The organism is Streptomyces sp. NPDC026673 (assembly GCF_040638135.1).
Taxonomy (GTDB): Bacteria; Actinomycetota; Actinomycetes; order Streptomycetales; family Streptomycetaceae; genus Actinacidiphila.
The window spans coordinates 21,862-37,193 of record NZ_JBEZXR010000033.1 but is presented as its reverse complement, the minus strand read 5'-3'; the positions used below and the strand labels follow the sequence as shown (position 1 = coordinate 37,193).

Annotated in this window: 13 protein-coding genes and 1 riboswitch; of the genes, 2 read left to right on the top strand and 11 right to left on the bottom strand. The window is 69.7% G+C overall.

Annotated elements, in window-relative coordinates:
- Positions 1-21: 21 nt before the first annotated feature.
- The 6 genes from AB0F62_RS22475 to AB0F62_RS22450 all read right to left on the bottom strand — a co-directional run bounded on the left by AB0F62_RS22475 (position 22) and on the right by AB0F62_RS22450 (position 7,153).
- Positions 22-1,389: an aminotransferase class V-fold PLP-dependent enzyme gene (locus tag AB0F62_RS22475; protein WP_361801728.1), complete on the bottom strand. Its 1,368-nt coding sequence runs from the start codon at positions 1,387-1,389 to the stop codon at positions 22-24.
- A gap of 144 nt (positions 1,390-1,533) precedes the next feature.
- Positions 1,534-1,650: riboswitch (SAM riboswitch) on the bottom strand.
- Positions 1,651-1,768: 118 nt separating this feature from the next.
- Positions 1,769-2,833: an anthranilate phosphoribosyltransferase gene (trpD, locus tag AB0F62_RS22470; RefSeq protein WP_361801725.1), complete on the bottom strand. Its 1,065-nt coding sequence runs from the start codon at positions 2,831-2,833 to the stop codon at positions 1,769-1,771.
- 125 nt (positions 2,834-2,958) lie between these two features.
- A complete protein-coding gene (locus AB0F62_RS22465) occupies positions 2,959-4,596 on the bottom strand; it encodes a cytochrome bc complex cytochrome b subunit (protein WP_361801722.1) in 1,638 nt (545 codons plus the stop codon).
- Entirely contained in the window at positions 4,593-5,633 is a 1,041-nt protein-coding gene (locus tag AB0F62_RS22460; protein ID WP_361801719.1) for a Rieske 2Fe-2S domain-containing protein, read from the bottom strand. The genes AB0F62_RS22465 and AB0F62_RS22460 overlap by 4 nt, the downstream gene beginning before the upstream one ends.
- A gap of 8 nt (positions 5,634-5,641) precedes the next feature.
- Positions 5,642-6,451, bottom strand: a complete 810-nt coding sequence (locus tag AB0F62_RS22455; protein WP_361801716.1) for a c-type cytochrome — start codon at positions 6,449-6,451, stop codon at positions 5,642-5,644.
- Positions 6,452-6,532: 81 nt separating this feature from the next.
- On the bottom strand, positions 6,533-7,153 hold the full coding sequence (locus tag AB0F62_RS22450) for a heme-copper oxidase subunit III (protein ID WP_361801713.1): 621 nt from the start codon (positions 7,151-7,153) through the stop codon (positions 6,533-6,535).
- A gap of 169 nt (positions 7,154-7,322) precedes the next feature.
- On the opposite strand from AB0F62_RS22450, the gene AB0F62_RS22445 reads away from it, so the two are divergent.
- A complete protein-coding gene (locus tag AB0F62_RS22445) occupies positions 7,323-7,724 on the top strand; it encodes a hypothetical protein (protein WP_361801710.1) in 402 nt (133 codons plus the stop codon).
- A 251-nt stretch (positions 7,725-7,975) separates the two neighbouring features.
- Here the strand turns inward: AB0F62_RS22445 and AB0F62_RS22440 are convergent, their stop codons facing one another.
- From AB0F62_RS22440 to coxB, 4 genes are all read right to left on the bottom strand, one after another.
- The gene (locus tag AB0F62_RS22440; protein WP_361801896.1) at positions 7,976-9,217 is read right to left on the bottom strand and encodes an Ig-like domain-containing protein; all 1,242 of its coding nucleotides are present in this window, start codon (positions 9,215-9,217) and stop codon (positions 7,976-7,978) included.
- Positions 9,218-9,361: 144 nt separating this feature from the next.
- Positions 9,362-9,760 carry a cytochrome c oxidase subunit 4 gene (locus AB0F62_RS22435; RefSeq protein ID WP_361801707.1) on the bottom strand — a complete coding sequence of 133 codons (399 nt, stop codon included), beginning with the start codon at positions 9,758-9,760 and terminating at the stop codon, positions 9,362-9,364.
- On the bottom strand, positions 9,757-11,499 hold the full coding sequence (ctaD, locus tag AB0F62_RS22430) for a cytochrome c oxidase subunit I (RefSeq protein ID WP_361801704.1): 1,743 nt from the start codon (positions 11,497-11,499) through the stop codon (positions 9,757-9,759). Before ctaD ends, AB0F62_RS22435 begins: the two co-directional genes overlap by 4 nt.
- Entirely contained in the window at positions 11,496-12,461 is a 966-nt protein-coding gene (gene coxB / locus AB0F62_RS22425; RefSeq protein ID WP_361801701.1) for a cytochrome c oxidase subunit II, read from the bottom strand. Before coxB ends, ctaD begins: the two co-directional genes overlap by 4 nt.
- Positions 12,462-12,731: 270 nt before the next feature.
- Between coxB and AB0F62_RS22420 the strand changes: the two genes are divergently transcribed.
- Positions 12,732-14,129 carry an aminotransferase class V-fold PLP-dependent enzyme gene (locus AB0F62_RS22420; RefSeq protein WP_361801698.1) on the top strand — a complete coding sequence of 466 codons (1,398 nt, stop codon included), beginning with the start codon at positions 12,732-12,734 and terminating at the stop codon, positions 14,127-14,129.
- 103 nt (positions 14,130-14,232) lie between these two features.
- Here the strand turns inward: AB0F62_RS22420 and AB0F62_RS22415 are convergent, their stop codons facing one another.
- Positions 14,233-15,207 (bottom strand): carbohydrate kinase family protein, encoded by a 975-nt coding sequence (locus AB0F62_RS22415; protein ID WP_361801696.1) that lies wholly within the window; start codon positions 15,205-15,207, stop codon positions 14,233-14,235.
- Between the last annotated feature and the right edge of the window lie 125 nt (positions 15,208-15,332).

The window sequence follows — 15,332 nt, the reverse complement described above, 5'->3', positions numbered from 1 at the left end:
CCGGCTCCGGGGCCGGCGCGGTCAGGCCTGGTCCCGGTCCGGCACGCAGCGACCGTCCTCGGTGCGGTAGCGCCACTTGGCGCCGTCGGCCACGAGCTCCCGCACCGCGCCGACGAAGCGCTCCACGTGCTCATCGGGGGTGCCGGCGCCGAAGGAGACGCGGATGGCGTTGAGCGACCTCTCGCCGAGGGCGGTGTCGGGGGCACCGCACTCGCCCGGCTCCTGCGGGGCGCCGCCGAGCAGGGTGCGCACCAGGGGGTGGGCGCAGAAGAGACCGTCGCGGACGCCGATCCCGTACTCGGCCGAGAGCGCGGCGGCGAAGTGGGAGCTGTTCCACCCCTCCACGACGAAGGAGATGACGCCGACCCGGGGGGCGTCGTCGCCGAAGAGCGAGAGCACCTTCACCTCGGGCACCTCGGCGAGTCCGGCCCGCACCCGGGCCACCAGTGCCTGCTCGCGCTCGACCAGTTGGTCGAACCCGGCCGCCGCCAGCGCGCGGCAGGCGGAGGCGATCGCGTACGCGCCGATGACGTTGGGCGAGCCGGCCTCGTGCCGGGCGGCCGTGGTGTGCCAGTCGACGTCCACCCCGCCGTCCTCGCGCCGCGCCACCCGCCGCGAGGCGCCGCCACCGGCCAGATAGGGCTCGGCCGCGAGCAGCCAGTCGGACCGGCCGGCGAGCACACCGGAGCCGAAGGGCGCGTACAGCTTGTGGCCGGAGAAGGCCACCCAGTCCACGTCGAGTTCCGCGATGTCCACCGGGTGGTGCGGGGCGAGCTGTGCCGCGTCCAGCACGATGCGGGCGCCGCGGGCGTGGGCGGCCGCGGCCAGTTCCCGCACGGGCCAGAGCTCACCGGTCACATTGGACGCACCGGTCACACAGACGAGTGCCGTTCCGCGCGGCTCCCGGGCGTCCAGCGCCCGCTCCAGCGTCGCCACCGCCTCACCCGGGGTGCGGGGAGCGCTCAGGTACGTCACTTCGGCGTCGCGCCACGGAAGCAGGGACGCGTGGTGCTCGGTCTCGAAGACGAAGACGCTCGTCCCGTCCGGCACGGCGGCGGCCAGCAGATTGAGCGAGTCGGTGGTCGAGCGGGTGAAGATCACCTGGTCGCCGGTGCGGCAGCCGAGGAACTCGGCGACCGTGGCCCGGCTCTGCTCGAACAGGTCCGTCGACAGCTGCGAGAGGTATCCCGCCCCCCGGTGCACACTGCCGTAGTACGGCGCGTACGCGGCCACGTCGTCCCAGACCCGCTGCAGCGCGGGCGCGCTGGCCGCGTAGTCCAGGGCGGCGTAGCCGACCTCGCCGCCCGTCACCAGGGGGACGAGGACGTCGCGCCCCAGGACGGGCAGCGGGGTGGCGACGGTCGTGGGGACGGCAGGGCGCAGCGACATGGCGAAGTCTCCTGTGAGCAGGCAGAAGTGAAGGGACGTCAGCCGATTTCGGCGATGACGGAACAGCCCTCCGGCACGACGGGCCGAGGGTGGGGAGGGGCCTTGGGGCCCTAGCGCATTCGCTTGCTCACGGAAGAACTCCTCTGACCGCGCTTGCCGCAGACCTCGCTGCCTGCGGCCTGGTCATCACCCGGGGCACCCCGCCACGGAAGGAGGGTTGCCGGACAGCGGGCCGGGGCCGTTTCGCTGTCACTCGTGACCTGCGCAGCATCATGCCACACGGCCGGAGCGCCGCAAGCCGGAGTCCGCATCCCGGACGGGCGGACAGCGCGAAGGGCCGGGGCGACCGCCCCGGCCCTTCGCCACTCCTGCCCGCGCGCTACGCCTGCGTCGCCGCGGCCCACCTCTCGAGCGTCTTCGCCGCCGCGCCCGAGTCGATCGACTCGGCCGCCCGGGCGATCCCGGCCGCGATCCGGTCGGTCAGCGAACCCTCTCCGCCCTCCAGCGCCACGAGCGCGGCCGCCGAGTTCAGCAGCACGGCGTCACGGACGGGGCCGGTCTCCCCGGCCAGCATGCGCCGGGCGACATCGGCGTTGTAGGCCGCGTCCGCACCCCGCAACGACTCGATCGGCACCAGGTCCATGCCGACGTCGCGCGGGTCGAAGGACACCTGCTCGACCTTCCCGTCCCGGACGACCCATACCTGCGAGGTGGCCGTCACGGTGAGCTCGTCCAGCCCGTCGTCGCCCCGGAACACCAGGGCCGAGGACCCGCGACGGGCCAGCACGCCGGCGATCAGCCCGGCCATCCGGGTGTCGAAGCAGCCGACGGCGGAGGCACCGACGCGCGCCGGGTTGGTCAGCGGGCCCAGGATGTTGAACGAGGTGGGGATGCCCAGGTCGCGGCGGGCGGGGGCGGCGAACCGCATCGCCGGGTGGAACTTGGCCGCGAAGCAGAAGGTGATCCCGGTTTCCTCGGCGACCTTCGCCACCCGGTCGGCGGGCAGGTCCAGGTTGATGCCGAGCTTCTCCAGGACGTCGGAGGCGCCGCTGGCGCTGCTGGCCGCGCGGTTGCCGTGCTTGACGACCTTGGCGCCGGTGCCGGCGATGACGATGGCGGACATCGTCGAGATGTTCACCGTCTTGGCCCGGTCGCCGCCGGTGCCGACGATGTCCACCGCGGGGCCGGGGATGTGCAGCGGCTCCGCGTGCGCGTACATCGCCTCGACGAGCCCGGTGACCTCCTCGACGGTCTCCCCCTTGGCCCGCAGGGCCACCATGAAGCCGGCAACCTGGGCGTCCGAGGCCTCGCCGCTCATGATCCGGTTCATCGCCCACGCCGCCTCGGCGGCGCTCAGGTCCTTGCCGCTCAGCAGCGCACCCAGGACGTCGGGCCAGGAGCCGCCCGCCATTGATACGCCTCCGGCGGGGTTCGCAACGCTCATGGTCCACTCCATGGGGTCTGGTGTACGGGGAGAACCTTCGGCACCAGCCTATCGGCGCCGGGGAACGGGAAAGGGCCCCGTCCATCGGATGGACGGGACCCTGCCCGGTGGCACAGCTTCAGTGATCAGTGGTGACCGTGGCCGCTCGTGATCTCCTCGTACTCCTCGGTCGTGGCCTTGGGGATCTGCGTCCCCTCGCCGTAGTAGCCGCGCGACAGCTTCGCGCGCAGCTTGGCCGTCCGGCCGACCTTCTTCTCCACGCCGTTCTCGTCGACCTCGGGGCCGATCTCGAGCGGCTGGGGCTGCTCGTGCTGGGTGAGCTTGAACAGCGCACCCTGCTCCAGCGGCTCGTGGATCTCGATGAACTCACCGTGCGGGAGCCGCTTGATGATGCCGGTCTCGCGACCGTGCAGCACCTTTTCGCGGTCGCGCCGCTGCAGACCCAGGCAGATCCGCTTGGTGATGAAGAAGACCAGCACCGGCAGGACGAAGACCCCGATCCGGACCACCCAGGTGATCGCGTTGATCGATAGATGGAAGCGGGTGGCGAAGAGGTCGTTGCCACCGCCGACGAGCAGGATCAGGTAGAGGCTGATCCAGGCGGTGCCGATGCCCGTACGGACGGGCTTGTTGCGCGGCCGGTCGAGCAGGTGGTGCTCGCGCTTGTCACCGGTGACCCACGACTCCAGGAAGGGGTAGACGCCCATGAAGCCCAGGACCAGCGGGAAGATCACCAGCGGGATGAACACGCCCAGGACGAGGGTGTGGCCCCACAGGTTGATCTCCCAGCCCGGCATGATGCGGATCAGGCCCTCGGAGAAGCCCATGTACCAGTCCGGCTGGGCGTCGGTCGACACCTGGTCCGGCCGGTAGGGGCCGTACGCCCACACCGGGTTCACGGAGACCAGCGCGGACATCGCCGCGATGACACCGAAGACCACGAAGAAGAAGCCGCCCGCCTTGGCGGTGTAGACCGGGAAGAACGGCATGCCGACGACGTTCTTCTCGGACTTGCCGGGACCCGGGTACTGAGTGTGCTTGTGGTACACGATCAGGATCAGGTGGGCCACCAGCAGGCCCGCCATGATGCCCGGGATCAGCAGCACGTGGATCGTGTAGAACCGCGGCACGATGTCGTGCGCCGGGAACTCCCCGCCGAAGAGGAAGAACGAGAGGTACGTGCCGACGATCGGCACGGACAGCACGGCGCCTTCCATGAAGCGGATACCGGTGCCCGACAGCAGGTCGTCCGGCAGCGAGTAGCCCATGAAGCCGTCGAACATGCCCAGGAACAGCAGCAGGAAGCCGAAGACGTAGTTGATCTCGCGCGGCTTGCGGAACGCGCCGGTGAAGAAGACGCGCATCATGTGCACGAGCATGGCGGCCACGAAGACGATCGCCGCCCAGTGGTGGATCTGCCGGACCAGCAGACCGCCGCGCACGTCGAAGCTGATGTGCAGGGTCGACGCGTACGCCTCGGACATCTTGATGCCCTGCAGCGGCGCGTAGGAGCCGTCGTAGACGACCTCGTTCATCGCCGGGTGGAAGAACAGCGTCAGGTAGACACCGGTCAGGATGATGATGATGAAGCTGTAGAGGGCGATCTCGCCCAGCATGAAGGACCAGTGGTCCGGGAAGATCTTGCGCAGGTTGGCCTTGCCCAGGCTGTAGATGCCCAGCCGGCCGTCGGCCCAGTCGGCGACGCGCTCGCCCGCGGGCGCTTTGCCGCGCGGCTTCGCGCTCGCGCTCTCGTTGGTGCTCATCCACGCTCCCAGAAAGCAGGGCCCACGGGCTCATCGAAGTCGCCCAGCGCCTCGAGGTAGCCCTCGTCGTTCACGCTGATCCGCAGCTGCGGCAGGGCGTGACCGGCGGGACCGAAGATCACCCGGGCACCGTCGGCCAGGTCGAACGTCGACTGGTGGCACGGGCAGAGCACGTGGTGCGTCTGCTGCTCGTAGAGGCTGATCGGGCAGCCGACGTGGGTGCAGATCTTGGAGAACGCCAGGATGCCCTGGTGCGCCCACTCGCGGGACTTCTTGTCCTTGATGTCGTCCGGCTGAATGCGGACGATCATCAGCGCGGCCTTGGCCAGCTGCTCCTGGAAGTCCTCCTGCTCCTCCTCCAGCCCCTCGGGCACGGCGAAGGTCAGCGAACCGACGGCGACGTCCTCGGGACGCAGCGGCTTGTGGGTGTTCTGGTTGATCAGCAGCTTGCCCTTGGACCACAGCGTGTGGCGGAGCTTGTCCTCCGGCAGCGGACCGAGGTCGCGCAGCAGGAACACACCGGAGAGCGGCACCAGGGTCAGCGCGCCGAGCATGGTGTTGCGGATCAGCTTGCGACGGCCGATCTGGCTCTCCCCGGCGCCCTGCGCGAACTCCGCCATGACCTTGGCCCGAACCTCGGGGCTCGCCTCGATCGGGTGGCGCTCGTCGGCGACCTCGACGTCCGACATCAGCGTGCGGGCCCAGTGGACCGCGCCGGCGCCGATGGCGAAGAGCGAGACGCCCAGGGTCATACCCAGCGCGAAGTTCAGCGCGCTGATGTGGCCCAGCGGCCAGATGTAGACGATCTTGTCGATCGGGATGACCACGAAGCTCGCGATGAAGCCGAGCGTGGCGAGCATCGACGCGGTGAACAGCAGCGCCACCGTGCGCTCGGAGGACCTGGCCGCCTTCTCGTCGATGTCCTGGCGGCGGGGCTCGTGCGCCGGGAAACCGGGGTCCGCGAACGGGTTCACCGCGGTCGCGACCTGGCCGCCGCCCTCGTGTGCCGGCCTGTCCGGCAGGTTCTCTTCTGACATGTCCTGACTCATGACTTCTTCGCCTTGGTGGTGTGGGCCGCGAGCCAAATGGCGCAGGCGATCAGGGCCCCGAGGCCGAAGATCCAACCGAACAGACCCTCGGTGACCGGGCCCAGGCTGCCCAAGGACATACCGCCAGGGCTCGGCGATCCCTCGCCGTTGACCGCGTCGAGGTACGCGATGATCTCCCGCTTGTTCTCCTCCGGCATCGTGGCGTCGGGGAAGGACGGCATGTTCTGCGGGCCGGTCAGCATGGCCTCGTACAGGTGCTTGTTGCTGACGCCCTCCAGCGTGGGCGCGTACTTGCCGTGCGTCAGCGCACCACCCTTGCCCTGGTAGTTGTGGCACTGGGCGCAGTTGGTGCGGAACAGCTCCCCGCCGCGCGCGACGTTGGCGCCGGCCGGGTCGTACTGCTCCTTGGTGGGCGTGACCGGGCCGGGGCCCAGCGAGGCGATGTACGCCGCGAGCTGGTCGATCTGCTTCTGGTCGTAGATGACCTTCTTGCGCGGCACCTGGGCGCCGGGCTGCTGGGCCGGCATGCGACCGGTGCCGACCTGGAAGTCCACGGCCGCGGAGCCGACGCCGACCAGGCTCGGGCCGTCACTGCTGCCCTGGCCCGACGTACCGTGGCAGCTGGAGCAGCCGACGGCGTACAGCTTCTTGCCCTCTTCGATGGCGAGGGACTGCGAGCTGTCGTCGGCCTGCGCCTTCGGCGCCGGCGCGAGCGCGGCGTACAGCCCCCCGATGGCCGTGAGGGCGACAAGTAGGACGACGAGCGCCGCGAGCGGATGGCGCCGTCGTGCGGAGAGCTTTTTCACGGATTACCCCGGTGTCAGGATCTCTTGCGTCGATGGTTCTGGATGTCGTGACCGAGTGCCGCAACTCGCGCGGCCGTCCGACTACTTGATCAGGTAGATCGTGGCGAAGAGGCCGATCCAGACGACATCGACGAAGTGCCAGTAGTAGGACACGACGATGGCCGCGGTGGCCTGCTCGTGGGTGAACCGCCTTGCCGCGTAGGTCCGCCCGAGGACCAGCAGGAAGGCGATGAGACCACCCGTCACGTGCAGACCGTGGAAACCGGTGGTCAGGTAGAACACCGAACCGTACGGGTCGGAGGAGAGCGAGAGCCCGTGCTCCTTGACCAGGTTGGTGTACTCGAAGATCTGACCGCCGATGAAGATCGCGCCCATGATGAAGGTCACGATGAACCACGAGCGCAGCTTCTTCACATCGCCGCGCTCGGCGGCGAAGACACCCATCTGGCAGGTGAAGGAGGAGAGCACGAGGATCGTGGTGTTCGCCGCCGAGAACGGGATGTCCAGGACGTCGGCGTGCGCCTTCCAGTACTCGGCACCCGTCACCGAGCGAAGGGTGAAGTACATCGCGAAGAGGGCCGCGAAGAACATCAGCTCGGAACTCAGCCAGATGATGGTTCCGACGCTGGTGAGGTTCGGCCGGTTGACCGACGGGTGCGCGTGCCCGGTTTCTACTGCTGTTGCTGTCGCCACGACCGACATTATGTCGGTCGCTTATCTCGCGCTCACTCCGGGGGGTGCCATTCGGTGTGTCAAGGCCCTTGAGGTAGGGAAAGCCTTCGCCCGAAGGAGCTAACCCTCCTCGAAGCACCGTGCTCGGGAGTAAGGTTCGGCCACAGGCAGGCGACTCCACGACGGCGAGGAGGCACGGATGCAGACGACCGCGACGGTGCTGGTCTACAGCGACGACAGGAACACCCGGGAACAGGTCCGTCTGGCCGTGGGCCGCCGCCCTGCGGGCGATCTGCCGCCGGTGGAGTACCTGGAGTGCGCGACCCTTCCCGCGGTCCTCAGCGCGCTGGAGAACGGCGGCATCGACGCGTGCGTGCTGGACGGCGAGGCCGTCCCGGCCGGGGGCATGGGCGTGTGCCGCCAGGTGAAGGACGAGATCTTCCGCTGCCCGCCGGTGCTGGTGCTCATCGGGCGTCCTCAGGACGCCTGGCTGGCCAGTTGGAGCCGGGCCGACGCCGCGGTGAGCCACCCGGTCGACCCGGTGGAGCTCAGCGCCGCCCTGGCCGGGCTGCTGCGGCAGCGGCTGTCCATCGACGCGTAAGAGGCCGCGCGGACGGGCAGGACGGCGTCGCGGGCCGATGGCTCCCGCCTGGCGGCGCTGCCGTCGGTCGCCGCCGTCCCCCGTGGCCCTTCGGGCCCGGGAGGTGCCACCACCGCTGGTCTCCCTGCTCCGCCTTGCCGGGCTCGGCCCCCGGCCCGCTCCTTGCTCCACCCCGCCTGTCCGCGCGGTCTCAGAGTCGCTCCCGGACCTCTGACACGGCGCCTCAGAGGTCCGGGAACAGGGCCCGGGCGTCACATCTCCGGCTGCAGGCGGGCCTCGGGGGCGTCGGTGCGGTCCGCCACGGCCGGGTCGTTGCCCTTCCGCGTGCCCGTGGCGCTGCCCTTGCGCCACTCGCTCCAGGAGAGGTTCCAGTCGCCGAAGCCGTTGCCGAAGGCGGGCATGTCCTCCCCCAGGCTGTTGACGACGGAGACCAGGTCGCCTCGGCGCACGCTGTCGTAGAACCAGTGGGCGTTGGCGGTGCTCATGCCCACGCAGCCGTGGCTGACGTTGGCGATCCCCTGCGAGCCCACCGACCACGGCGCGGCGTGCACGTACTCGCCGCTCCAGGTGACCCGGGTGGCCCACTGCACAGGCAGGTCGTAGGAGTCGGAGCTACCCGACGCGATGCCGACGGTCTCGCTGCGCATCCGTACGTTGGCCTCCTGGCCGAGGACCACCTTGATGCCGTTGCGCGTGGAGAAACCGGGCTTGCCCGTGGTCACGGGGATGGTGCGGACGAGCTTGCCGTTGCGCTTGAACGTCATGGTGTGCGTCGCGGCGTCGGTGACGGCCTCGATGCGGTCGCCGGTGCGGAGCGTCAGCGGCTTGACCTTCCCTCCATAGAGGGACCCTTTGACGTGGACGTCGTCGAGGGTGCTGCGGACGTCGATGCGGGCGTTCGCGGGCCAGTAGGTGCGCGGACGGTAGTGCAGGGTCTTGTCGTCGACCCAGTACCAGGCGCCCTCGTCGGCCGCCGGCGAGGCGTTGACGTGCAGATTGCGCTCGACCATGCTCCGGCTGACGCGGTCCTTCACCGCGGTGCTCAACTCGGCCGTGATGGGCTGTCCGACGCCGTAGGTGCCGCTCTCCGGGCCGAAGGTGACCTTCAAGCGGCGCTTGGTACCCGAGGTGTCGACGGTGAGCGTCTTGCGGCCCTGGCGGCCCTTCCCGTCCTCGGTGGTCACCTGGACGACGTAATGCGACGCGGCGGAGAGCTTCGAGGTGCTGCTCCAGCGCTTGCCGTCCGCGGACAGGCGGCCGCTCACATAGCGTCCCGAGCTGTCCGTGGCCGTCACATCGGTGATGCGGTTGCCTTCACCCTTGACGGTGATTTCCAGCGGCTTCTTGGGGTCGGCCTTCTTCGACCCGTTGACGCCCCCGGTCCACACGACCTGGCCGGCGGCGTCGTAGGGAACCGTGGCGAGGGGATCGCCGTCGTCGGAACAGGAGGCCAACGGCACGGACAGTGTCACTGCTGCGATCGCGATCGCCATGCGGCGCGGAGAAAAGTGACCCATGGTCACCACGCTAGGTGGAGATGATCTCCGCCGCGCGCGGAGCGCGTACGAACGGGCGATGGCCCGGACCCCCTGCCGGGGGACCGGGCCATCGCCGTGTCGCGGGTGGGCGCGGAGCGCTCACTGGGTGCGGTTCTCACCCCGGTAGTACTCGAAGACCCAGCCCCACAGGCCGACCAGGATGAACGGCGACGCGAAGTAGATCAGCCACCAGCCGAAGATGATGCCCAGGAAGGCCATGGCGCCACCGAAGGCCAGCAGCAGCGGCTGCCAGCTGTGCGGGCTGAAGAACCCCAGCTCGCCCGAGTCGTCCGCGACGTCCGCGTCCTCCCGGTCCTGGGCGCCGGTGTCCGCGCGCCGGGCGGTGAAGGCCAGGTAGAACCCGACCATCACGGAGAGGCCGAAGGAGAGGAAGAGCGCCGTGGTGCCGACCGGCTCCTTGGACCACAGGCCGTAGACCGCGGCCATGCCCAGGAAGAAGACGGACAGCCACAGGAACAGCTTGCCCTGGAACTTCACTTGCCGCTCTCCTTCTCGTCTCCGCCGGACACGGCCGGAGCCGCGCCGACGTTCTCCAGCTGGTCCAGAGCGGCCATCTCCGGGTGGTGGAGGTCGAAGGCCGGGGATTCGGACCGGATGCGGGGCAGAGTGAGGAAGTTGTGCCGCGGCGGCGGGCAGGAGGTCGCCCACTCCAGGGAGCGGCCGTAGCCCCACGGGTCGTCGACCTCGACCGGCTTGCCGTACTTCGACGTCTTCCACACGTTGTACATGAACGGCAGCATCGACAGGCCCAGCAGGAAGGAGCTGATGGTCGAGATGGTGTTCAGCGTGGTGAAGCCGTCCGCGTCCAGGTAGTCCGCGTAACGGCGGGGCATGCCCTCGGCACCCAGCCAGTGCTGGACGAGGAAGGTGCCGTGGAAGCCGAAGAACAGCGTCCAGAAGGTGATCTTGCCCAGGCGCTCGTCGAGCATCTTGCCGGTGAACTTCGGCCACCAGAAGTGGAAGCCGGAGAACATCGCGAAGACGACCGTTCCGAAGACGACGTAGTGGAAGTGCGCCACCACGAAGTAGGAGTCGGAGACGTGGAAGTCCAGCGGCGGCGAGGCCAGGATGACACCGGTCAGACCACCGAAGGTGAAGGTGATCAGGAAGCCGATCGCCCAGAGCATCGGTGTCTCGAAGCTCAATGAGCCCTTCCACATCGTGCCGATCCAGTTGAAGAACTTCACACCGGTCGGTACCGCGATCAGGAAGGTCATGAAGGAGAAGAACGGCAGCAGCACACCACCGGTGACGTACATGTGGTGGGCCCACACCGTCGCCGAGAGGCCGGCGATGGAGATCGTCGCCGCGATGAGGCTGACGTAACCGAACATCGGCTTCCGGGAGAAGACCGGAATGACCTCACTGATGATGCCGAAGAACGGCAGCGCGATGATGTACACCTCTGGGTGGCCGAAGAACCAGAAGAGGTGTTGCCATAGCAAGGCGCCGCCGTTTGCGGCGTCGAACACATGCGCACCGAACTTCCGGTCGGCCTCCAGGGCCAGCAGCGCGGCGGCCAGCACCGGGAAGGCGAAGAGCACCAGCACACCGGTGAGCAGCACGTTCCAGGTGAAGATCGGCATGCGGAACATCGTCATGCCGGGAGCGCGCATGCAGATGATCGTGGTGATGAAGTTGACCGAGCCGAGGATCGTACCGAAGCCGGAGAACGCCAGACCCATGATCCACAGGTCGCTGCCGATGCCTGGCGAGCGGACCGCGTCGGTCAGCGGGGAGTAGGCGAACCAGCCGAAGTCGGCGGCGCCGTTCGGGGTGAGGAAGCCGGCGACGGCGATCAGCGAGCCGAACAGGTAGAGCCAGTAGGCGAACATGTTCAGCCGCGGGAACGCGACGTCGGGGGCGCCGATCTGGAGCGGCATGATCCAGTTCGCGAAGCCGGCGAAGAGCGGGGTCGCGAACATCAGCAGCATCACGGTGCCGTGCATCGTGAAGAGCTGGTTGAACTGCTCGTTGGACACCACCTGGGTGCCCGGGCGGGCGAGCTCGGCGCGCATGACGAGCGCCATCACACCGCCGATGAGGAAGAAGAAGAACGACGTCGCCAGATAGAGCGTGCCGATCGTCTTGTGGTCGGTGGTGGTCAGCCACTTGACGATGACATTGCCGGGCTGCTTGGTGCGGACCGGCAGCTCGTCCGCGTACGTGTCGCCGTGCGCGGCGGCCGCACCGTGGGGTTCGTTGAGAATGCTCACTGGGTCTTGGTCTCCGCGTTCTTGGCGTTGCCGGTGGTGGCAATGCCTGCCGGGACGTAACCGGTCTGGCCCTTCTTCGCCAGGTCCTGGAGGTGCTGCTTGTACTCCTCCGGCGAGACGACCTTGACGTTGAAGAGCATCCGGGAGTGGTCCACGCCGCACAGCTCGGCGCACTTGCCCACGAAGGTGCCCTCCTTGGTGGGGGTCACCTGGAACACGTTGGTGTGGCCGGGGATGACGTCCATCTTCATCAGGAAGGGAACCACCCAGAAGGAGTGGATGACGTCGCGCGAGGTGAGGACGAACCGGACCGACTCGCCCTTGGGAAGCACCAGGGTCGGACCCGGCTTGCCGGTCTCCTGGTTCTTGGAGGCGGGGGTGCCGAAGTCGTAGACGCCGTCGGCGCCGGCGGGCGCGTTCAGCTTCTTCGCCGAGATGGAGGAGAGCTCCGGGGGCACCGTGCCGGCCGCGGGGGTCGACGGGTTGCCGTCCACGTCCTCGACGTAGTTGAAGGCCCAGCTCCACTGGAAACCGACCACGTTGATGACGTGGTCGGGCCGCTTGGAGGTCTCCAGGAGCTTGGACTCGTCCCGGGCGGTGAAGTAGAAGAGCACCGAGATGATGACCAGCGGGACCGTGGTGAAGAGCGCCTCGATCGGCATGTTGTAGCGGACCTGCGGCGGGATCTCCACCTTGGTCCGGCTACGCCGATGGAAGAAGATGCTCCAGAGGATCAGTCCCCATACGAGCACGCCGACCGCGAGCGCGGCGGCCCAGGAACCCTGCCAGAGCGAGAGGATTCGCGGGCCCTGCTCCGTGACGGGGCTGGGCATGCCGAGGCGGGGGAAGTCCTCGTATGTGCAACCGGTGGCGGTCGCAAGGACCAGGCCCGCGGCGAGCGCCTGCGGCAGAATCCGCCGCATCGGGCGCCGCGACGAGCGGTCGGAGCCGTAGGGACTCACGTAGCGCCTTCCCGAGAGTCTCGCCCGCGCGCGTCCGGACTCCCGGCCTGTGCTGGTCGGTCGCCCTGGCGCGGGCAGTGGTGTGGATGTTTATGCGGACCAAACCCTACTGGACTCGATTTTGGGGCGCGCGGGGAGGGGGGCCAACGCGCCGGGGCGGCCCCCGAAGGGGTGTCGGGCACCGCTCCGCACCTGCGGAGGGCCCCGTTTCGGGGGCTTTTGACTGGTCCCCAGACGACCGCGGGGGCGCCGGGGCGTACCGTGCAGAACGTGCCCTACTTCGACGCCGCGTCCGCCGCACCACTGCATCCCGTCGCCCGGCAGGCCCTGCTCGCCGCGCTCGACGAGGGGTGGGCCGACCCCTCCCGGCTCTACCGCGAGGGGCGCCGCGCCCGGTTGCTCCTCGACGCCGCCCGGGAGGCCGCCGCCGACGCCGTCGGGTGCCGCCCGGACGAACTCGTTTTCACTCCTTCGGGTACGCGTGCCGTGCATGCGGGGGTGGCCGGAGCGCTCGCGGGACGCCGGCGGGTCGGCCGGCACGTGGTCGTCTCGGCCGTCGAGCACTCCTCGGTGCTGCACGCGGTGGAGGGCGCCGACGTCACGGAGGTCGGGACGGACCGAACGGGTCTGGTCGACGCCGACGTCTTCGGCGCCGCGCTGCGCGAGGACACCGCGCTGGCCTGCCTGCAGTCCGCCAACCACGAGGTCGGCACCGTGCAGCCGGTCGAGGAGGCCGCGGAACTGTGCCGGGCGGCCGGGGTGCCGCTGCTGGTGGACGCCGCCCAGTCACTGGGCTGGGGGACCACGGCGGGCGGCTGGTCGCTGCTGACGGCGAGCGCCCACAAGTGGGGCGGGCCGTCCGGAGTGGGCCTGCTGGCGGTCCGCAAGGGCACTCGCTTCGCCGCCCAGGGGCCCACCGACGAAAGGGAGTCGGGGCGCGCGCCGGGCTTCGAGAACCTCCCCGCGATCGTCGCCGCGGCGGCCTCCCTGCGGGCGGTGCGTGCCGAGGCCACGGCGGAGGCGGCGCGGTTGTCCGCGCTGGTCGACCGGATCCGCACCGCGGTGCCCGAACTCGTCCCGGACGTCGAGGTGGTGGGCCACCCGGAACTGCGGCTGCCGAACGTGGTGACCTTCTCCTGCCTCTACGTGGACGGCGAGGCGCTGCTGCACGAACTGGACCGGGAGGGCTTCTCCGTCTCCTCCGGGTCGTCGTGCACCTCCAGCACGCTGACGCCCAGCCATGTGCTGAAGGCGATGGGCGTGCTGTCCGAGGGGAACGTCCGGGTCTCGCTGCCGGCGGGGGCGGAGGCGGGCGACGTGGACCGCCTGCTGGAGGTGCTGCCGGGGGTGGTGCGGACGGTACGGGAACGGCTCGGCGCGCCGATGCCGGAGGCCGCGCCGCGGGCCGGCCGGCCGACCGGGGCGGCGGCGGAGGACGACGGGCCCGACCTCGTCGTCGACTCACTCGGCAAGCGGTGCCCGATCCCGGTCATCGAGCTGGCGAAGGTCATCGGGGACGTGCCGGTGGGCGGGGTCGTCTCCGTCCTGTCCGACGACGAGGCCGCCCGGCTCGACATCCCGGCGTGGTGCGACATGCGCGCCCAGGAGTACCTCGGCGCGCACCCCGCACCGCGCGGCGTCGCGTACTGGGTCCGCCGCGTCTCCTGACGGACCCCGAGGGTCGCGGGCAGTCGCCCCTCCACCGGCCACCGCCGGGAGGGCGACCCGGCCTCCGCCCAAGCGGCCGGCCCGCGACCCCTCACGACCGCGGTCAGTGCAGGTGGGTGCGGACTTCCTCGGCGGCCTCGTCGCCGTAGGCCTTGGTGAAGCGGTCCATGAAGTGGGCCCGCCGCAGCTGGTACTCCTGCGTGCCGAGGGTCTCGATCACCAGCGTCGCCAGCATGCACCCGACCTGGGCCGCCCGCTCCACGCCGACGCCCCAGGCGAGCCCGGAGAGGAAGCCCGCGCGGAAGGCGTCGCCGACGCCCGTGGGGTCGACCTTGGCCTCCTCCTCCGCGCAGCCCACGACGATGGGCTCCTCGCCGGACCGCTCGATGCGGACGCCGCGCGAGCCCAGGGTGGTCACGCGGGTGCCGACCCGGCCGAGGATCTCCTCGTCCGTCCAGCCGGTCTTGGACTCGATGAGGCCCTTCTCGTACTCGTTGGAGAAGAGGTAGGCCGCGCCGTCCAGCAGTATCCGGATCTCGTCGCCGTTCATGCGGGCGATCTGCTGCGAGAAGTCCGCGGCCCACGGGATGCCGCGGGACCGGCACTCCTCGGTGTGGCGCAGCATCGCCTCGGGGTCGTCGGCGCCGATGAGGACGAGGTCGAGGCCGCCGACGCGGGCGGCGACGGAGTGGAGCTCGATGAGGCGGGCCTCGCTCATGGCGCCGGTGTAGAACGAGCCGATCTGGTTGTGGTCGGCGTCGGTGGTGCAGACGAAGCGCGCCGTGTGCAGGACCTCGGAGATCCGGACGGACGCGGTGTCGACGCCGTGCCGGTCGAGCCAGGCGCGGTAGTCGTCGAAGTCGGAGCCCGCGGCGCCGACGAGGACGGGCCGGACACCCAGCTGGCCCATGCCGAAGCAGATGTTCGCGCCGACGCCACCGCGGCGTACGTCGAGCGTGTCGACCAGGAAGGAGAGGGAGACCGTGTGCAGCTGGTCGGCGACGAGCTGGTCGGCGAATCGGCCGGGGAAGGTCATCAGATGGTCGGTGGCGATGGAGCCGGTGACTGCGATACGCACGGCTGGAACGCTCCTGCTAAGGCGGGCGGCGGACGGGACCTGTCAACGCTACCGGCTGGACCGGTGGGCGCCGACACGGTGAAACTACCCGATAGTAGGGCTTTCTCCCGTGACCCCGGGTGCCT